The following is a 19,886-nucleotide window of genomic DNA, read 5'->3' as shown; positions in this document are numbered from 1 at the left end:
TGGCGGGTGTGCAGAGAGATCACCCGCCACGTGTGCGTCCAGCAACCCCGCGCCGGCCTCACTGGCTCCCGACCTTCCCTGGCCGGACTGGACCCGGAGTCCGACCCGCACGATCACCAGTTGGCGGCCGCGGCCCGGAGGGCGCACGAGCGCTGCCCGATCCGGCCGGCTCGAAGCCCTGATGCGTAACCGGTTCAAGAGCCTGCAGTACCGGCCCGCCGCGCTCGATGGCTTCATGACCGAGACCGGACTCGACCTGTCACCGCCCTGACTCCCAAGCGCCGAAGTCAGCAACGAACTACCGGTAGGTGGACCGGGTGGTCAGGCCGCTGCCAGCGAGGGCCGGAAGGAGAGGCCCACGTGACCTGCGCAGCTATGTTCGACTGGCTCCCAAACCCCTGAAGTTGTGATGATGGTCACATCGCCGTCATGGGTTTAGCTGGTCCCGTATGAGGCCGTCTATAGCCGTAGCTGATCTTTTCTCTCCGGGTACCTTCCGTGTCAGCCGATCACTTTGATCAGCAGAGACGGAGTCCAGAATGCGCAAATACAGGCCCGCTTCAGGCGGGCGGAGGCGAACCTCGAAGCGACATCGAGGCAGAGCCGTCCTCACCGGGCAGAACCTACGGCGGATAGCCGTTGGGTTGGCCATGTTGCTTGCTGCGGAGGCAGCGGTGACGAGCGCGACCACCGGACAAGCGGTTGCGTTGCCTTCGCAGACGCCGACTACGAAGACCCAAACGACCTTCGGACCGGCGCAGGCTGCCGACGAGGCATCGGCGATGTTGATGGCCCGGTTGCAGGACCGGCGGATCGAGATCGTCGATGCACGCACGGAGGAGAGTACCAGCTGGGCAAACCCGGACGGGACGGTGACGGTGGAGTCCTTCACCGGGCCGATCCGGGTGCAGGACTCCCAAGGCACGTGGCAGCCGGTGGATGTGTCGCTGTCCGTGGTGGACGGCAAGGTGGTGCCGAAGTCGGCCGCCGCGCAGATCGCCTTCTCCGCAGGCGGCAGCACGGCGCCGCTGGCGCAGGTCACCCGCGGGGAGAAGACCTTCGGCGTCTCGTGGCCCGGCACACTGCCCGCGCCGGTGCTCAAGGGCAGCACGGCCACCTACCCGAACGCGGTGCCCGGCGGGGACGTGGTGGTTACCGCGTTGCCGCAGGGATTCTCCCACTCGGTGGTTCTGCGTGAGCGGCCCAGCGGCCCGGTGGAGTTCCGTCTGCCGGTGACGGCCAAAGGCCTGAAGCTTGCCGAGACGGCGGACAAACGGCTGCGGTGGGAAGACTCCAGAGGCAAGCAGGTGGCCGCTGCGCCGCCGCCAGTGATGTGGGGCGCCGCCGAGGACGCGAAGTCCCGGGAGCCGAAGCACACCGCGAACGTCAGCACCGTGGTCGAGACAGCCGCGAACGGCAGGCAGACGCTGGTCCTCAAGCCCAGCGACACGTTCCTGTCCGACCCGGACGTCACCTATCCGGTGGTGGTCGACCCGACCAACACCCTCGCGGGACCGACCACGGACACCTGGGTCCAGTACGACGACTACCCGACCAGTCAGCGAGGTTCGACGGAGCTGAAGGCCGGCACCTATGACGGTGTGCAAAAGGCCCGCTCCTTCCTGAAGTTCGACGTGGCGAAGTACGCGGGCAAAAAGATCGTCGACACCGATCTGCGGCTGTACTCCTACTATTCTTCCACCTGTTCGACCGCCGGCTCAGGGGTGCAGGTACGCAGGATCACCACGAACTGGGATCCGGCGGCGATCACCTGGTCCGCGCAGCCGTCAACCACGACCACGGGTGCGGTCACCTCGACCGCGGCCAAGGGCTACGACTCCAAGTGCCCGGCGGGTCACGTCAACTGGGATGTGGACGCGATCGTGCAGGCGTGGGCGGACGGCCAGCCCAACTACGGCATCCGCCTGGCGGCGGTCAGTGAGACCGATGTGCTCACGTGGCGCCGGTACCGATCGGCGAACTACGTCTCCGGCTCCCACGACCCCACCTACGAGCCGTCGCTGACGGTGACCTACAACTCCTACCCGGCCAAGCCGACCTCGGCGGCGATCTCCCCCAGCGTGGTGAACGCCTACAACGGCAAACGGTACGTCACCTCGCTCACCCCGCAGCTGTCGGCCAAGGTCTCCGATGCGGACGGCGGCACGGTCAGGGCCCAGTTCGAAATCACCCCGGACCCGGCCCACAACGACACCACGTACACCTACACCGGTCTCAGCGGTGCCGTGGCCTCCGGCTCCGCCGCATCGCTGACGATCCCGTCGGCCAGCGCCTTCCCGGCCGGCTCGCACCTGCGCTACCGGGTCCGGGGCTACGACGGCTCGTTGTACGGATCGTGGACCGGCTACACGACGTTCGTCCTCAACACCGCCAAGCCGGCGGCTCCGTCGATCACCTGCACCCCCTACACCAAGGACACCTGGACGGCCAGGGACGACGACGGTGCGCAGTGCACCTTCGACACCTCCTCCACGGACGGGCAGGGCTACTACTGGGGGCTGGACGACCCGAACACCCCGAACCGGATCGACGACACCGCCAGCGGCACAGGAGGTGCCCCGCTGACGGTGACGGTCAAGCCGACCGAGGGCTGGCACACCCTGTACGCCAAGACCGTCGACTCCGGCGGCAACCTGTCCACGGCGACCACGCAGTACTCCTTCGGGGTGGGTGCGGACGGTGCGGCGCTGCTCGCCCCCGGCGATGGCGACCGCCCGGCCCGCCGCACCGTCCTGGCGGCGACGGGCAGGCCCACCTACACCGGGGTGACCTATCAGTACCGCCGCGGCGAGACCGACACCTGGCACACCGTGCCGCTCGCCGACGTCACCAAGAATGCCGACGGATCGGCGATCACCGCCTGGCCACTCGCGGCACCCGGCGGCCAGCCGCCGGCGCTGACCTGGAACATCACCACCACGCTCGCCGAGGACGGCCCCATCGACATCAGGGCCGCGTTCACCGACGGCACCACCACGGGCTACTCCCAGTCCGTCACCGTCACCGTGGACCGCCAGGCCGGCGAGGCCCCCATGCAGTCTGTAGGCCCGGGAGAGGTGAACCTGCTGACTGGCGACTACACACTCTCCGAGAGCGACGCCTCGGCCTTTGGGCTGAACGTGACGCGCACCGCATCATCTCGCCAGTCCACCACGGACGAGTCACAGGAGGGGCAGGCCGCGGTCTTCGGCCCTGGCTGGATCTCCAGCGTCACTGCGGAGTCGACCGGCTCGGACTGGTCAAGCATCCGCAAGACCTCCGCCACCTCCGTGGAACTCGTCGACTCGCAGGGAGCCGGAATCGGGTTCACGGCCACCAGCACGGGCGGCTGGAAACCTGAGCCGGGCGCCGAATACCTCACCTTGACCGGCTCGCTCAGCGGATCATTCACCGTGAAAGACACCGGAGGCGCGACAATCACGTTCCAGAAGGTTGACTCGGCCGCAACCACCTGGCAGGCCGCCACCTCCTACCTCGCCGTGGGCGACAGCACCACCGTGGTGTCCGAAGCTGTGACTGTCGGCAGCCAGACCCTGGCCCGCCCCAAATACGTCATCGCCCCGGTCCCTGGGATATCCGCCGACACCTGCGCGACAAGTCCTTCGGCCAAGGGCTGCCGGGTCCTGCAGTTCGTCTACGCGACCGCCACCACTGGCACCGACACCACATACGGTGACGTGGCCGGCCAGGTGAAGGAGCTCCGGCTGTGGGCTACTGCATCCGGCGCGGCCAGCGCCACGTCGAAGACCGTGCAGATGTACCTCTACGACGGGAGCGGGCGACTGCGCCAGACCTGGCACCCCCAGATCAGCCCGTCTCTGAAGACCGAGTACAGCTATGACAGCGTCGGCCGTGTCACCAAACTCACCTCGGCGGGCGAACTGCCCTGGACCTTCACCTACGGCAAGGCCGGCAACGCCGCCACCGCCGGTGATGGCATGCTGCTCAAAGTGTCCCGCCCAGGGCTGAAGCAGGGCACCGCGGACATCACGGAGGGCACCGCTGCCACCAGCGTCGTCTACGACGTCGCCCTCACCGGCACGAACGCCCCCTACCAGATGGGGGCTACCGATGTCGCGGCCTGGGGCCAATCGGATGTACCAACCGATGCCAGCGCGATACTGCCTGCCGACGCCACACCCACCTCTCATGACGGGCGCAGCCTTTCGGCCACGGCCTACAAGCGTGCGGCAATCAGCTATCTCGACGCATCCGGACGGGAAGTCAACACCACAGCTCCCGGAGGAGGCGTCACGACCGCCGAGTACGACCACCTCGGGAACACCGTCAGGGAGTTGACCGCGCGCAACCGCGAGCTGGCCCTGGCGTCCAACGGCAGCGGACTCGACACGCTCACCCGACTGGGCATCGATGGCGCAAGCACCGCAGAGCGAGCACACCTCCTGTCCACCACATACGTGTACTCCAGTGATGGTCAGCGCGTGACCGATACCTACGACCCGCTGCATCTCACGACGCTCACCAGCGCCCTGAAGGCCGGCTCCGGCGGCACCGATCTGCCTGCCGGCACCGAGATACCCGCCCGCCAGCACACGGTCACAACCTTTGACGAGGGCCGCCCCAGCGACGGCACCGCGAAGGTCAGTGGGATGGCCACCACTGTCGCCATCGGTGCATATGTGGAGGGCTATCCCGCCGACGCGGACCGCGTCACCACCAAGACCAGCTACGACTGGGCCAAGGGCCTGCCGACCAGCACCATCGAAGACGCCGGCGGCAAGAACCTGACCAAGACGACCACGTATGACGCGCAAGGCCGGGTAATCAAGACCACCCTGCCCAAGTCGAACGGCTCGGATGCCGGGGCAACGACCACCACCTACTGGTCAGCGAGCGGCACCGGCGCCTGCAACGGCCGCGCGGAGTGGGCCGGCCAGGTCTGCTCCACCGGCCCGGCCGGCGCCATCACCGGCGGCGGCACCAACCCCAGCCAGCTGCCCACCAAGACCTACGAGTGGGACTGGTGGGGCCAGCCGTCGAAGGTGACCGAAACCGCCAACGGCGTCACCCGCACCACCCTCATCTCCACCGACTCCGCCGGCCGTATCACCAAGACCAGCATCACCGGCGGCGTCGGCACAGCCGTGCCGGACAGCACCACTACCTACAACCCGGACAACGGCCAGGTCGACACCCAGACGGCAAACGGGCAGACCATCACCACCACGTACGACAAGCTCGGCCGGGTCATGAGTTACAACGACGGCGCGGGCAACACCACCAAGACCGAATACGACCTGCTCGACCGCCCGGTCAAGGTCACCGACTCGGCCCCCTCCACCACCACATACACCTACGACACCACCAAGGAGCCCCGCGGCCTGCCCACCTCCATGACCGACTCGGTCGCAGGCACCTTCACCGCTTCCTACGGCCCGGAGGGCGAGCTCGTCGCCGAGCAGCTCCCCGGCGGGCACACTCTCAACCACACCTTCGACAACGTCGGTCAGCAGACATCCACGATCTACAGCCGCGACACGGACAACACCGTCCTCCTCGCCGATTCAGCCGACTACTCCATCCACGGCCGTATCGTTCACCACACCGGCACCGCCGGCGACACGGTCGAGCAGACATACACCTACGACAATCCCGGCAGGCTCGTCCGAACCGATGACACGGCCGCGGACGGCACCTGCACCCGCCGCAGCTACACCTTCGACAACAACACCAACCGCACCTCCCTGACCACCTCCACCAGCGCGCCCGGCGACGGCTGCACCGATACCGACGCCACCGCTACCACCCACACCTACGACAGCGCCGACCGGCTCATCGCCACCGGCATCACATACGACGCCTTCGGCCGCACCACCACGCAGCCGAACGGCGCCAGCATCGACTACTACGCCAACGACCTGGTCCGCCGGCAGACCGCCGACTCCCGACGCCAGACGTGGAACCTCGACGCCGCAGGGCGACTCGCCAACTCCACCACGGAAACGCAAGGGACCGACGGAACCTGGACCCAGACCAGGCATACGGTGAACCACTACGCCTCGGACGGCGACAGCCCGTCGTGGATCGCCGAGGCACCCCAGGGCACCATCGCCCGAAACGTCCAGGGCTTGACCGGGGAAATGGAGGCCATCACGACCGCGACCGGCGACACCACGCTGCAGCTCGCCAACATCCACGGCGATGTCTCCGTGCAGCTACCCCTCGACAGCACCAAGGCCCCCGTTGTGCTCCGCCAAGACGAGTACGGCAACGCTGTTACCGACAACCCGGGCACGCGCTACGGCTGGCTGGGCGCCCATCAGCGCTCAAGCGACTCGCTCACAGGAGCAGTCCTGATGGGTGTGCGTCTGTACGACCCCAGCCTGGGCCGATTCCTCTCCATCGACCCGGTCCCCGGCGGAAGCGCCAACGCCTACGACTACGCTTCCGCCGACCCGGTGAACAGGGTCGACCTCGACGGCCGCTGGCACAAGTGGTGGACCGGATACCGCTATTGGGGCAAGGTCAAGTGGCATCTGTGGGGCTTCTGGAAGAGCTGCTGGTGCCGCAGCGCCGGGTGGCACATGGGTGCCAGCGTCCGCCTCTACTTCAACAAGTGGGCCACCCGGTGGCTCGCCGACGAAGGACCCTACGCGCTGGCCGCCTGGGGCGGGCTCTTCACCATGGCAGCGTCATGGGCAGGCGGGACGTACGGCGCTGCCGTTGCCGCGCTCCTGGTCACCTATACCGCCTTCGTCATCTGGTGGGCGAAGCGCGCTGTCAAGAGAAAGAAGTGTCTCAGAGTGTATGCCGCATGGAAGTACCGCGGACTGTGGTGGTACCCCAAGACCTACCCCACCTATTACCGGTGCTGACTGCCGCTGTATAGACCCATGATTCAGTCGATTGGCCGGGCGGACATACCGCCCGGCCGATCGATCCAGTCCCTCCACCAAGCCCATCGCCTCCGGACGAGGAGATCGATAACATGTCGAACCGCGTTTTCACGTCCATCATCCTCTTCCTTTTGGGTCTCCTTCAGGCTGGCTTCTACGTGAATCTTTGGATCGAAGACGGTGAGCGGGCATTCCCCTTTATTGAATCCGCGGCGATGTTCGTCGCTCTCGCCTGGCTGACCTTGATGTTCCACCTCTTCAGAACAGGCCAGCTTGGGCAGCGACGCAGGTCCGAGGGACCACCGGAGCCAGCCGCAGCGCCGATCGTTCCGGATGCGCCGGGAGACACCCACCAGGAATCCACCGACAGCACTGGTGGACGGAGGAGCTCCGACCCCGAACAGCCACCGAGCCCCACGGACAACGCCTAAGCGCGAGCGAGACGTAACTGTTCATCGCATCAGGACCTTGATGACATGTGAGCGGCTCTCGACTTTCGAGGTTCAGGATGGACGACAGAACGGGACGCCGACAGGGACGGTGACGCGCCAACTATCCCCATTGCGCACGTCTCCATGCGCGGGATGCCGCAGCAACGGCGCCACCGCCTTCGGCGCCCCCAGGGAGCCGGAATGATTTCTAATAAGCGATTGGAACGAGATGCGCCGACTCTCGGCACTGATAGTCGTATGTGCCTGCTTGCTGACGGGGTGTACCAGCTCAAGCTCCTCCGACGAGCGGCCCGACTGGCATCGGCCATTGCCGGCGCCGTCGGCGGCGGCTGCACGGCGACCAGATGTGCCGCCTGTCGTGCACACCGACGACGCGCTGCCCACGGTCAGCGGGCGGACCGGTGAGCGCGCAGCGATCTCCGTGCCCAGGACCCGTCCGTCCGGCGAGTTCGTCATCACCGAGCGGGCCGCGGGACACGGCGCGACCGCGCGAAAGGGCGACATCGCTGTCGTGGCCTACACCGCGGCAATCTGGCGCAGCGGCAAAGCGCTGCCCTGCCCGTACGACGAAGGAACTGGGCCGCAGCTCATCCCGGTGGGGCGTGGGGCGACCCTGCCCGCGCTCGACCTGGCCGTGCAGGGGCGGCGTGCAGGCAGCCGCATGTTGGTCGTCGCCCCGCCGGCGGCGGCCTACGGTGTCAGTGGCAATCCGCGGCTCGGTGTCACGGGCGATGACACCCTCGTCTTCGTGGTCGACCTCCTGCAGATCATCCCAGCCCACGCCACGGTCGACGGTGACCAAACACCGATCCCAGCCTCCCTGCCGCAGGCCCGCGTGGATCGTCGCTCGGCCATCGGCACCATCTCGGTCCCGGATCGGGATGCCCCCGCCAAGCTGCTCCAGCGCATCCTCGTCGAGGGCCGCGGCCGCGTTGTGCGGTCCGGCCAGCAGGTCGTGCTGCAGCAGTCCACGGCTGTCTGGCAGTCCGCCCGCGGCAAGCACGAGGCGGATCTCGTGATGAGTTCGCAGGCCGACGGTGGGCCGGCGCCGGTGGTCATCGGCCGAGGCAACGTCATCCAGGGCTGGGACGAGGCCGTCGTGGGGCAGCGCGTCGGGACCCGGCTGCTTCTCGTGATCCCCGCTGACAAGGCGTTTGGCGCCCGCGGCCCCAAGGGCATCCCGGACGGCGCCACCTTGGTCAGCGTGATCGACGTACTCGCTGCCGTATAACGCCCCCTGGCGTCGCGGGCCGATGGCCCGCGCGTTTACGAGCGTCCGGTGACGATGGCGGGCTCAAGCGATCGACTCGCCCGGCAGGATGGGGTGTTGATCGCGGTCGCGTTGCCGGACAGTCATCTCCGGGGCGTCCGGGACGTAGACGGTGGCGGACCAGGTCTTCACATGGGTGAAGCCCGCCACCCAGCAGCGGTTCGGAGCGCCGGCGACGAAGTCGCGGTCGACCAGGTCGGGGCCCGCTCGACCCGCCCGCCGGGGATCGTGGTGATGGCGCGCTTGCCGCGCACCGCGCCCTGGGTGCCGAGTTCGCGCATCAGGCACTCGACGGTGCAGCGGGCCACCGCATGTTCCTGCCGGTTCAGCTCGCGCCAGATCTTCCGGGCGCCGTAGACGCGGTGGTTGGACGTGTGGACCTCCTGGGTCCGTTCCTTGAGCTCCTCATCGCGCATGGAACGGGCTCAGGGCACTCCGGAGTCTCCATTCGAGCCGGGGCGGTTCACAACTGCCCCTCGTAGTCCGGCCGCTGCGACGCCACGAACGCGGCGAACTCCTCGCGCACCGGCTCGTAGCCGTCGGCGACGGTGCCGTGGATCTCCTGAGTCATCCGCTCTCCTCGGCCTGGCCGCTGCTCACCGGTGACACAGTGGTTCCCACAGACCGGTACGGCGGCGCATGCCCGTTCGACTCGACAGTGGCCGGTGCGAGGGGCGGGCAGGGGCCCTCGTAAAGTTTTCCCATGCGTGATCTCGGGGCGGGTTTCGGGTACCTCCTGAAGGGCCAGCGGTGGATGGCGCGGCACAGGAGGTCGTACGGCTTCGGGCTGCTGCCCGGGCTGATCACCCTCGTCCTGTACGCCGCGGCGCTGATCGTGCTCGCCCTGTGGGGCGAGGACGCCGTCGGCTGGGCGACCCCCTTCGCCGACGACTGGCCGAGCCCCTGGCTCGGACTCTTCCGCGGCCTGCTGACCGCCGTGCTGTTCGCTCTGGTCCTGCTGCTCGCCGTGGTCACCTTCACCGCGGTGACCCTCCTGATCGGCCAGCCCTTCTACGAGAGCCTGTCCGAGCAGGTCGACCGGGACGTGTCCGCCGACGGCACGGCGCCCGAGTCCGGTCTGCCGCTCTGGCGCGATCTGTGGATCTCGGGCCGGGACAGCCTCCGCATCCTGGTCCGGGCCGCGCTGTGGGGTGTGCTGCTCTTCGGGCTCGGGTTCCTGCCCTTCGTCGGTCAGACGGCCGTACCGGTGATCGGGTTCTTGGTCACCGGGTTCTTCCTCACCGAGGAGCTGGCCGCAGTCGCCCTTCAGCGCCGGGGCGTCGGGCTCCGCGCCCGCCTGAAGCTGCTGCGCTCCCGCAAGCTGCTGGTCTGGGGCTTCGGCACACCGCTCGGCCTGGCCTTCCTGGTGCCGTTCGTGGCGGTGTTCCTCATGCCGGGCGCGGTCGCGGGCGCCACCCTGCTCGCCCGTGACCTGCTGGGGGAGGAGACGGAGGACACAGCCGTCGCGGAGTCCGTTGAAAGCCGCAAGACTTTGTGAAGGTTCGTACGAGGTTGCGGCGGGGTGATGGATCGCCGACCGCGGCGTCACCACGGCGGTTAACGTCAAACCGGGAAAGTTCTGCCCACGAGCAGCCCCGGTCCGGGACCTGACCCCGGACCGGGGCTCGTGCGCCCGCACGTCTGTACGTCTGTACGCCTGTACGCCCGTGCGGTCAGCGCGCCGAGAAGCCGTACATCGTCTCCGAGTGGAAGACCCCGCCCGGGCGGAGCTCGGTGCTCGGGAACTCCGGGCGGTTGGGGGAGTCCGGGAAGTGCTGGGTCTCCAGGGCGATCCCGTCGCCCGGCGCGAAGGGGGCGCCGATGTGGTCGGCGGTGTAGAGCTGGAGGCCCGGCTCGGTCGTCGACACCGTCAGGACGCGGCCGGACGCCGGGTCGTGCAGCTCGGCCACCTCCACCGGGGTGTCCGTGACGCCCTTGTCCAGGACCAGGTTGTGGTCGTACCCCGAGCCCACCTCGCGCGTACGGCGGAAGTCGAAGCGGGTGCCCGTCACCTCCGTCAGGTCGCCGGTCGGGATCAGGTCGGCGTCGACCGGGGTGTAGTGGGAGGCCGCCAGCCGCAGTTCGTGGCCGCCGGTGTTCCCGGAGCCGCTGAGGTTCCAGTACGAGTGGTTGGTGAGGTTGACGACCGTCGGCGCGTCCGTGACCGCCGTGTACGCGATGTGCAGGGCGCCCGACGCGTCCAGGGTGTACGTCGCCGTGACCTCCAGCCGGCCCGGGAAGCCCTCCTCGCCGTGCGGGCTGACCCGGGTGAGGCGTATGCCGTGCTCGACGGGCGCCACCTCCCACAGCCGCTTGTCGAAGCCCCGGGCGCCGCCGTGCAGCGAGTTCGGCCCCTCGTTCTGTTCGAGCGCGTACGTCCGCCGGTCCAGCGGGAAGCGGCCGCGGGCGATCCGGTTGGCGTACCGCCCGATCAGCGCGCCCAGGAACGGCTCGGGACGGGCCAGATAGCCGTCCAGGCCCGGGAAGCCCAGCACCACGTCCGCCGTGCGCCCCTCCCGGTCCGGCACCTCCACCGACTGCACGATCCCGCCGTACGACAGCACCCGCACCCGCACCCCGGCCCGCTCCAGCGTCCAGCGGTGCACGGCAGTGCCGTCGGAAAGTGTGCCGAAAAGTTCACCCATGTGGAAAACCCTAGATCACGTCCGTCCTCACGGGCTCTTCGCGGTGACCGTCCGGTAGGCGATCTCGGCCAGCCGCGCCTGCCCGTTCCGGCTCGGGTGGAACCAGTCCCAGCGGCTCAGCTGCTCGGTGCCGAACCGGTAGTCGAAGACCGCGTTGTTGTCGAAGCGGCAGAGACGGTCCTTCGCGCAGACCTCCTTGAGCACCGTGTTGTACGCCTTCACCCGCGCCTGCACCGTGTCGCGCCGCTTGACGGCCGCCGCGTCCAGCGAGTCCGCGTCGCCCAGCATCGACGGGCAGAGGCCGAGCTTCCAGATCTGCTTGCCCAGCGCGTTCGTACGGCCCTCGGACCACAGCCGCTTCAGGTCCGGCACGCTGGCGACGTACACCTGCGTCTTCGGCAGCGCCCGGCGCAGGGTGTCCATCGCGGCCTGGAACTCGGCCCGGAAGTCCGCCACCGGGGTCATCGCGGCCGGCGACTTCCGGCAGGCGTCGTTTGCGCCGGCCATCACCGCCACCAGCTGCGGCTTCTTCCGCACGGCCCGCGCCATCTGGTCGTTCAGATCGGCCATCCGGGACCCGGTCACCGCGTAGTTCCAGCTGCGCCGGGCCGCCCCGCTCGCCCCCAGCAGCCGCACCGCCAGGCTGTTGACCGAGGCGTCGCTGCCCGTCGCCCACGACGCCTCCGGGCAGTCCGTCAGCACCATGCACGCGTCGAAGCCGCGGGTGATGGAGTCGCCGATCGCGGCGATCGAGTCCGGGCTGCGATTCCATTCGGGTGACGGCGTGGCGGACGGACGGGACGCTCTGTCGCCGGTGCCCACCCCGGAGACGTGGTCACCGACGGAGCAGCCCGCGGTGGCCAGCACGGCCGCCGCCACCACGGCGTGAGCGGCCCGGATACGGCGACGTCGCTTCCGCATGCCCTGGGGCTCCCCTCAATCGTCGAACAGTGCTCCCCTCCATGAGAACGCGCGGGGGTTCCCGCCCCCACCCGAGTGGGCGGCTCGTACCCGTACAAGCGTCCCCCCGGGTGAATGAGGGGTGTTTCCTGCCGCCGGGACCGACGGTACGTCACACTCCTTGCGCTCTCGCACGGTAGCCTCGCCATCAACGTGGCCTTCAGCGCCACCGCTGTCCACCTGCCCGCCCCCTGTCCCGCTCTGCCCGGAGGTCCCGGTGACGACACGTGGAGTTCTGTACGTGCACTCCGCGCCGCGCGCGCTGTGCCCGCACGTCGAGTGGGCCATCGCCGGCGTGCTCGGCACGCGCGTCAGCCTGGACTGGATCCGGCAGCCCGCCTCACCCGGCACCTGGCGCTCGGAGTTCTCCTGGCAGGGGCAGGCCGGCACCGCCTCCAAGCTCGCCTCCGCGCTGCGCGGCTGGCAGCTGCTGCGCTTCGAGGTCACCGCCGAGCCCTGCCCGACCGCCGAGGGCGAGCGCTACAGCTGCACCCCCGACCTCGGCATCTTCCACGCCGTCACCGGCATCCACGGCGACATCCTCATCCCCGAGGACCGCCTGCGCGCCGCCCTCCTCCGCTCCCAGCAGGGCGAGACCGACCTGGAGGCGGAGATCGCCAAGCTCCTGGGCAAGCCGTGGGACGACGAACTGGAGCCGTTCCGCTACGCGGGTGAAGGCGCCCCGGTCCGCTGGCTCCACCAGGTGGTCTGACGGCGCGGCCTGACGGCGTGCTCCGACAGCGTGCCCTGACAGGGTCTCAACACGCTTCTCAAGCAGGAGGGCCCCCACCGGTCGGTGGGGGCCCTGCACGTGCGTACGGCGGCTGCTCAGACCGTCCGGAACGCCAGCACCACGTTGTGCCCGCCGAAGCCGAACGAGTCGTTCAGCGCGGCGATGCGGCCCTCCACGGGCAGCTTGCGCGCCTCCCCGCGGACCACGTCCGCGTACGCCTCGGCCTCGGGGTCGATGTTGTCGATGTTGATCGTCGGCGGAGCCACCCGGTGGTACAGCGCCAGCACCGTCGCCACCGACTCCACCCCGCCCGCGCCACCGAGCAGGTGACCGATCATCGACTTGGTCGCGGAGACCGCGATGTGGTCGGCGTGGTCGCCGAAGACCTTGCGCAGCGCCTTCAGCTCGGCGATGTCACCGGCCGGCGTCGAGGTGGCGTGCGCGTTGACGTGCACGATCTCGGCCGGGTCCAGGTCGGTGCGGTCCAGCAGGTGCTGCAGGGCGTGCGAGATGCCGCGGCCCTCCGGCTCCGGCTGGACGATGTCGTGGGAGTCGGCGGAGATGCCCTGTCCGACCGCCTCCGCGTAGACGCGGGCGCCGCGCCCGGCGGCGTGCTCGGCGGACTCCAGGACGAGCACACCCGCGCCCTCGCCGAGGACGAAGCCGTCCCGGTCGACGTCGTAGGGGCGCGAGGCGCCCTCGGGGTTCTCGTTGTTCTTGGACATCGCCATCATGTTGCCGAACGCGGCGATCGGCAGCGGGTGGATCGCAGCCTCCGTACCGCCGGCGACGACGACGTCGGCGCGGCCGGTGCGGATCATCTCGATGGCGTAGCCGATGGCCTCGGCGCCCGAGGCGCAGGCGGAGACCGGCGTGTGCACACCCGCGCGGGCGCCCACGAGCAGGCCCACGTTGGCCGAGGGGCCGTTCGGCATCAGCATGGGGACGGTGTGCGGGGAGACACGGCGTACGCCCTTCTCCTTCAGCACGTCGTACTGGTCCAGCAGCGTCGTCACACCGCCGATGCCGGAGGCGACGACCGCGCCGAGCCGGTCCGGGTCCACGGGGGCGTCCTCGCCCGCCTTGCCGGTGAAGCCGGCGTCCTTCCAGGCCTCCTGGGCGGCGATCAGCGCGAACTGCGCGGAGCGGTCCAGACGGCGGGCCTGCGGCCGCGGAAGGATCTCGGACGGCTCCACGGCCACCGGGGCCGCGATACGGACGGCCTGGTCGGCCGCCCAGTCCTCGGTCAGGGGCTTCACACCGGACTTGCCGGCGACCAGCCCCTCCCAGGTAGAGGCTGCGTCGCCACCCAGCGGTGTGGTTGCGCCGATACCGGTGACGACCACGGTGCGATTGGTCGGGCTCACGGGAATTCTTTCTCCAACGGATTCGAGGAGGACAACCCCCGCTCACGCGGGGACAGCGGCGCCACCGCCGGGTGGCGGGGCAGTCAGCCCAAGGCTGTGATCGGTCGATCAGCCCTGGTGCTTGAGGATGTACTCGGTCGCGTCGCCGACCGTCTTGAGGTTCTTGACGTCCTCGTCGGGGATCTTGACGTCGAAGCGCTCTTCGGCGGCGACGACGACCTCGACCATGGACAGCGAGTCGACGTCCAGGTCGTCGGTGAAGGACTTGTCCAGCTGGACGTCCTCGACCGGGATCCCGGCGATCTCGTTCACGATCTCGGCAAGACCGGCGACGATCTCTTCCTGAGTGGCGGCCATGTCGGCGCTCCTTCGTAACTGTTCCAGAGGGTGTGGCGCCCACCGCGGCAGCGGCAGGTGGTGCGGCTCCCGTGCCGGAAACATGATCCGGCACGGAGTGCCTAGGGGAGAGTAACGACCGTTGCGGCGTAGACGAGACCCGCCCCGAAGCCGATGACGAGCGCGGTGTCGCCGCTCTTCGCCTCGCCGGTCGCCAGAAGCCGCTCCATCGCGAGCGGAATCGAGGCGGCCGAGGTGTTGCCGGTGGTGCGGATGTCACGGGCGACCGTGACGTGCTCCGGCAGTTTGAGGGTCTTCACCATCGAGTCGATGATCCGCACATTGGCCTGGTGCGGGATGAAGACGTCCAGGTCGTCCGAGCTGATCCCGGCCGCGTCCAGCGCCTGCTGGGCGACCTTCGCCATCTCGAACACGGCCCAGCGGAACACCGCCTGGCCCTCCTGCGTGATCGCAGGGAACTTGATGTTGCCCTCGCTGTCCACGGGCAGCTCGGACACGTCGCCCGTGTGGAAACGGTCCCAGGACACGGTCTGCTTGATCGTCTGGGCCTTGTCGCCCTCCGAGCCCCACACGGTCGGGCCGATCGCGGGCTCCTGCGAGGGGCCGACGACGACCGCGCCGGCGCCGTCGCCGAACAGGAAGGCCGTGGCCCGGTCCTCCAGGTCGGTCAGGTCGGACAGGCGCTCCACGCCGATGACGAGCACGTACTCGGCGGAACCCTCCACCACCATGCCCTTGGCCAGGGTGAGACCGTAGCCGAAGCCGGCGCAGCCCGCCGAGATGTCGAAGGCGGCCGCCTTGTTCGTGCCCAGCCGGTCGGCGATCTCGGTGGCGATGGCCGGGGTCTGGCTGAAGTGCGAGACGGTCGAGACGACCACGGCGCCGATCTGCGAGGCGTCGATCCCGGCGCCCGCGATCGCCTTGCCGGAGGCCTCGACCGACATCGCCGCGACGGTCTCCTCGGGCGACGCCCAGTGCCGGGTCTCGATGCCCGAGCGCGAGCGGATCCACTCGTCGGACGAGTCGATCCGCTCGAGGATCACCTCGTTGGGCACCACCCGCGTGGGCCGGTAACCGCCCACGCCGAGGATGCGCGCGTACGGGGCTCCCTTGGCGGGCTTGATCTTCGGCATGATCGTCGGCTCCTCAGGGTCGTCAGGCGTGCTCGGAGATGAGTTCGCGGGCCGCGTCGAGGTCGTCGGGGGTCTTCAGCGCCAGCGTCTTCACGCCGGGCAGCGCGCGCTTGGCCAGACCGGTCAGCGTGCCGCCGGGGCACACCTCGATCAGGGCGGTGGCGCCGAGCTCCTTGAAGGTCTCCATGCACAGGTCCCAGCGGACCGGGTTGGCGACCTGGCCGACCAGCCGCTCGACGACCTCGGCACCGCTGTGCACGGCCCGGCCGTCCTTGTTGGAGACGTAGGCGACCTTCGGGTCGGCGGGCGTGAGCGCCTTGGCGGCCTCGGCCAGCTTGTCGACCGCGGGGGCCATGTGGTGCGTGTGGAAGGCACCGGCCACCTTCAGCGGGACGACCTTGCGTACGCCCTCGGGCTTGTCCTCGTTCAGCGCGGCGAGCTGCTCCAGGGTGCCGGCGGCCACGATCTGGCCCGCGCCGTTGACGTTCGCCGGGGTCAGGCCCAGCTTCTCCAGGTGCGCGACGGACACCTCCGGGTCGCCGCCGAGCAGCGCCGACATACCCGTGTCGGTGATCGCGGCGGCCTCGGCCATCGCCAGACCCCGCTTGCGGACCAGGGTCAGCGCGGCGGTGTCGTCCAGGACGCCCGCGAACGCGGCGGCGGTGATCTCGCCGACACTGTGGCCCGCGACCACGCCCGCGCCGGTGTCACCCAGTGCCGCGGCCGACAGCAGCCCGGCGGCCACCAGCAGCGGCTGGGCCACCGCGGTGTCGCGGATCGCGTCCGCGTCGGCCTGCGTCCCGTAGTGGACGAGGTCCAGTCCGATGGCGTCCGACCAGGCGGTCACACGGTCGGCGGCACCGGGCAGTTCGAGCCAGGGGGTCAGGAAGCCGGGCGTCTGGGCGCCCTGGCCGGGAGCGACGAGTACGAGCACTCTCACACTCTCTCTTGGGGACGGCCGGGGCCGCCCGTGGGGACAGGGACGAAGAACACGGAGGGGTTTTGTGGACCCCCGACAAAATCCTAGGCCTGGGGATCTCCATCGGTCAGACGCCCCAGGATCAGCGCGATCCGTAGCGTGAACGCGGATCGTACATCGGAGGGTGACCAGCCGGTGACGTCTGTCACACGTCGGAGCCGGTAGCGCACGGTGTTCGGGTGAACGAAGAGCATCCTCGCCGCGCCTTCGAGGCTGCTCGCCTGCTCCAGATAGACGCTGAGGGTTTCCAGCAGGGCGGAGCCGGCCTCCTCCAGCGGTCTGTAGATCTCCTCCACCAACTGCTCGCGCGCGCCCGGGTCACCGGCGATGGCGCGCTCCGGCAGCAGATCGTCGGCCAGCACCGGACGCGGCGCGTCCTGCCAGGCGAAACACGCCTTCAGCCCGGCCGCGGCGGCCTGTGCGGACCGGGTGGCGGCGAGCAGATCGGGCACGACCGGCCCGGCGACGACGGGCCCGGCGGCGTAGGGCCCGATCAGCGACTTGGCCACGCCGAGCGGATTGTCACTGCCCCCCGCGATCACCACGAGCCGGTCCCCGAGCACCCCGGTCAGCACCTGCAGCTTGGCATGCCGGGCCGCCCGCCGAATGGCCTCCACGGTCAGCTCGGAGTCCCCGTCGGGCGCCGTGCCCAGCACCACGCACACATGCTCGGGCGAGTTCCACCCCAGGGCGGAGGCCCGGGACACCGCGCCCTCGTCCGCCTCCCCGCTGAGCACGGCGTTGACGACCAGCGACTCCAGCCGGGCGTCCCAGGCGCCGCGTGCCTCGGCGGCCTGGGCGTACACCTGGGCGGTGGCGAAGGCGATCTCGCGGGCGTACACGAGCAGCGCCTCGCGCAGCACGCTCTCGTCCCCCGGCGCCGCCACCTCGTCGATGGCGGACTCCATGACCTCGATCGTGGTGCGCACCATCTCCACGGTCTGCCGCAGCGTGATCGCCCGGGTCAGCTCGCGCGGGGCGGTCCCGAACACATCGGTGGAAATCGCCTGGGGTGCGTCAGGGCGCCGGAACCACTCGGTGAAGGCCGCGATGCCCGCCTGGGCGACCAGGCCGATCCAGGAACGGTTCTCCGGGGGCATCGCCCGGTACCACGGCAGCGTCTCGTCCATCCGCGCGATCGCCTGCGCGGCCAGCGACCCGGACGACTTCTCCAGCCGTTTCAGGGTCGCGGCATGCGGATGGAGGCCGTGCGCTGCGGCTTCGGTCATGCGAGATACGGATTCGGGCACGGGGACAAGCCTGCCTCATCCGGACGGACGAGCGTGCCGCCGGGTCGGACCGAGGTCCGGGGCCAGGGCTACGGTGGTCCCCGTGACGATGGAAGTACGGCGCGCGGCGGAGCGCTACCGGGGCGGCGAGGAGGCGGCCGGCATCACCACCCGGCACGCCTTCTCCTTCGGCCCGCACTACGACCCGGACAACCTCCGCTTCGGCGCCCTGATCGCCTGCAACGAGGAGCACCTGGCCCCCGGCGCCGGCTTCGACGAGCACCCGCACAGCCACACGGAGATCATCACCTGGGTCGTCGAGGGCGAACTGACCCACCGCGACTCCACGGGCCACGAGACGCTGGTCCGCCCCGGCGACCTCCAGCACCTGAGTGCGGCGGCCGGCGTCCGCCACGTGGAACGCAACGACGGCGACGCACCCCTGACCTTCGTCCAGATGTGGCTGACCCCACTCACGCCCGGCGACGCCCCCCGCTACGAGCTCGTCCACGACACCACCTCGTACGCCGTCCCGGAGGCCGGCGCCACGCTCCACGTCCGCCGCCCGGCGGCGGGGGAGCGGACGGCGGTGCCGGCCGCGGCGTACGTGTACGTCCATGTCGTACGGGGCGAAGTACGGCTGGGCGAGGACCGGTTGGGGCCAGCGGACGCGGCGCGGATCACGGATGCCGCCGGGGGCCTGGAAGCGGTGGGAATGACGGACGCGGAGCTGCTGATGTGGGAGATGGCCGGCCGGTGAGGCACCCGCGTGCCCGCACGTCGGCGTGCGGGCGGCGGGATCAGGCGGCGGCCGCCTCGGCGCTCAGCGCCACCACGATCTCCTCGTCCTCGAAGTCTCCGGTGGGCGTGAAACCGAGCGCCGCGTAGAGAGCGGCGGCGGGCGTGTTCTCCGGGTGGTACGAGAGCCGGATCTCCCGGCAGGACGGCAGCGCGGCGAGGCGCCGCAGCAGGGCGCGCATCGTGGCACGGCCCACCCCCTTGCCCTGCTCCTCGGCGTTGACGACCATGCCGCCGACCCAGTGGGTCCCGTCCTCCTCGTCGTACGCCCACATGACATGGCCCACGACCTTGTCACCCGCCCGGACCGCAAGGGAGTTCCAGAGCCCCCCGCGCATGGAGAGCAGCAGGTAGCGCGCGCCGAGGGCGGCCACGAACCGGCGCTGGTCGTCGGTGGGGGCCACATCGGCGACGTCGCGCCAGTTCTCGTCCGTGATGTCCTCGAGCACCACGGGCCGATCCTGGCGGTCGGTGATTTCCTTCGTCATCGATCCCGTTCTTTCGTTTTCGTCACAGTGCCGACACCCACATCGCGGGGTAAGGCAACGACCTTGACCGGCTCCCTGTGACACGCTGTGAAGCATGGGGTGGATTTTCAAGCTGCACGGTAGTGCCGCGACAGGGCTGGGGCGCCCTGCTGTTGGTCTTCAGCACGGCACGAGAAGGGAACCCGCAGTCGGCTGAGGTAAGGGACGGCCGTTATTCCGCTCTCGACACGACGCCCCGCGCGCGGCACGGTCGAGATCTCCAGAGCCGCCACCAGGATGTCCGGGACAGCGATCAGCGCAGCATGCTCGCCACCCGGGCTTGCTCTTCCTCGGTGCTGCCCATGTCGTTCCGGCAGCCGGAGAACCGCGCCGAGCAGACCAAGCCGTTGTCCCGTCCGTGGGCCCAGCAGGCGTGTCCGTGACACCTCCCCTGTGACGTCAGGTCCGTCTCGAGGCACCCGGAGTGGCCCCTGTGTCACACCCGCTCCTGGCTGTCGGCGCCGCGAGGGAGGTTGCCCGGTGAGTGGGCGGGCGCGTTGACTGTTGCAGGCCGTCGACGAACGCCTGCCCACCGGGCAACTGCTTCTTTCGGCACGA

15 protein-coding genes are annotated in these 19,886 nt (G+C 69.6%); 6 read left to right on the top strand and 9 right to left on the bottom strand.

What is annotated here, in order from left to right:
• Window positions 1-788 precede the first annotated feature (788 nt).
• From DEP02_RS19885 to DEP02_RS19875, 3 genes are all read left to right on the top strand, one after another.
• On the top strand, window positions 789-6,857 hold the full coding sequence (locus DEP02_RS19885) for a DNRLRE domain-containing protein (protein ID WP_232839198.1): 6,069 nt from the start codon (window positions 789-791) through the stop codon (window positions 6,855-6,857).
• Between the two features lie 113 nt (window positions 6,858-6,970).
• Complete coding sequence (locus DEP02_RS19880; protein ID WP_112469036.1) at window positions 6,971-7,309, top strand: hypothetical protein; 339 nt, start codon at window positions 6,971-6,973, stop codon at window positions 7,307-7,309.
• Between the two features lie 379 nt (window positions 7,310-7,688).
• Window positions 7,689-8,561, top strand: coding sequence for an FKBP-type peptidyl-prolyl cis-trans isomerase (locus DEP02_RS19875; RefSeq protein ID WP_198668498.1), 873 nt, complete (start codon window positions 7,689-7,691; stop codon window positions 8,559-8,561).
• A 167-nt stretch (window positions 8,562-8,728) separates the two neighbouring features.
• Here the strand turns inward: DEP02_RS19875 and DEP02_RS19870 are convergent, their stop codons facing one another.
• Window positions 8,729-9,016 carry an IS3 family transposase gene (locus tag DEP02_RS19870; protein WP_112469034.1) on the bottom strand — a complete coding sequence of 96 codons (288 nt, stop codon included), beginning with the start codon at window positions 9,014-9,016 and terminating at the stop codon, window positions 8,729-8,731.
• A gap of 287 nt (window positions 9,017-9,303) precedes the next feature.
• Here DEP02_RS19870 and DEP02_RS19865 point away from each other — a divergent pair, with 287 nt between their 5' ends.
• Window positions 9,304-10,098: an EI24 domain-containing protein gene (locus DEP02_RS19865; RefSeq protein ID WP_112469033.1), complete on the top strand. Its 795-nt coding sequence runs from the start codon at window positions 9,304-9,306 to the stop codon at window positions 10,096-10,098.
• Between the two features lie 175 nt (window positions 10,099-10,273).
• Here the strand turns inward: DEP02_RS19865 and DEP02_RS19860 are convergent, their stop codons facing one another.
• On the bottom strand, window positions 10,274-11,245 hold the full coding sequence (locus DEP02_RS19860) for an aldose epimerase family protein (RefSeq protein ID WP_112469032.1): 972 nt from the start codon (window positions 11,243-11,245) through the stop codon (window positions 10,274-10,276).
• 27 nt (window positions 11,246-11,272) lie between these two features.
• The gene (locus DEP02_RS19855; protein WP_112469031.1) at window positions 11,273-12,166 is read right to left on the bottom strand and encodes an SGNH/GDSL hydrolase family protein; all 894 of its coding nucleotides are present in this window, start codon (window positions 12,164-12,166) and stop codon (window positions 11,273-11,275) included.
• A gap of 256 nt (window positions 12,167-12,422) precedes the next feature.
• Here DEP02_RS19855 and DEP02_RS19850 point away from each other — a divergent pair, with 256 nt between their 5' ends.
• Window positions 12,423-12,917 (top strand): DUF3145 domain-containing protein, encoded by a 495-nt coding sequence (locus DEP02_RS19850; protein ID WP_112469030.1) that lies wholly within the window; start codon window positions 12,423-12,425, stop codon window positions 12,915-12,917.
• 116 nt (window positions 12,918-13,033) lie between these two features.
• Here DEP02_RS19850 and fabF read toward each other — a convergent pair whose 3' ends face one another.
• The 5 genes from fabF to fasR form a co-directional block, all read right to left on the bottom strand.
• Window positions 13,034-14,305 (bottom strand): beta-ketoacyl-ACP synthase II, encoded by a 1,272-nt coding sequence (fabF, locus tag DEP02_RS19845; protein ID WP_112469029.1) that lies wholly within the window; start codon window positions 14,303-14,305, stop codon window positions 13,034-13,036.
• Between the two features lie 108 nt (window positions 14,306-14,413).
• A complete protein-coding gene (locus DEP02_RS19840; RefSeq protein ID WP_073951948.1) occupies window positions 14,414-14,662 on the bottom strand; it encodes an acyl carrier protein in 249 nt (82 codons plus the stop codon).
• Window positions 14,663-14,763: 101 nt separating this feature from the next.
• Entirely contained in the window at window positions 14,764-15,795 is a 1,032-nt protein-coding gene (locus tag DEP02_RS19835) for a ketoacyl-ACP synthase III (protein WP_112469028.1), read from the bottom strand.
• Between the two features lie 22 nt (window positions 15,796-15,817).
• Window positions 15,818-16,729: an ACP S-malonyltransferase gene (locus tag DEP02_RS19830; protein ID WP_112469027.1), complete on the bottom strand. Its 912-nt coding sequence runs from the start codon at window positions 16,727-16,729 to the stop codon at window positions 15,818-15,820.
• A gap of 89 nt (window positions 16,730-16,818) precedes the next feature.
• Window positions 16,819-18,003, bottom strand: a complete 1,185-nt coding sequence (fasR, locus tag DEP02_RS19825) for a fatty acid biosynthesis transcriptional regulator FasR (RefSeq protein ID WP_112469026.1) — start codon at window positions 18,001-18,003, stop codon at window positions 16,819-16,821.
• 109 nt (window positions 18,004-18,112) lie between these two features.
• Here fasR and DEP02_RS19820 point away from each other — a divergent pair, with 109 nt between their 5' ends.
• A complete protein-coding gene (locus DEP02_RS19820; RefSeq protein WP_112469025.1) occupies window positions 18,113-18,763 on the top strand; it encodes a pirin family protein in 651 nt (216 codons plus the stop codon).
• A 40-nt stretch (window positions 18,764-18,803) separates the two neighbouring features.
• On the opposite strand, the gene DEP02_RS19815 is transcribed toward DEP02_RS19820, so the two are convergent.
• Window positions 18,804-19,289 (bottom strand): GNAT family N-acetyltransferase, encoded by a 486-nt coding sequence (locus tag DEP02_RS19815; RefSeq protein WP_112469024.1) that lies wholly within the window; start codon window positions 19,287-19,289, stop codon window positions 18,804-18,806.
• Window positions 19,290-19,886 lie beyond the last annotated feature (597 nt).

This window comes from Streptomyces triticisoli (genome assembly GCF_003270085.1).
In the GTDB taxonomy this organism is placed as follows: domain Bacteria; phylum Actinomycetota; class Actinomycetes; order Streptomycetales; family Streptomycetaceae; genus Streptomyces; species Streptomyces triticisoli.
Note: the sequence above shows the minus strand (reverse complement) of the source record. Positions and strands in the feature narration are given on the sequence as shown.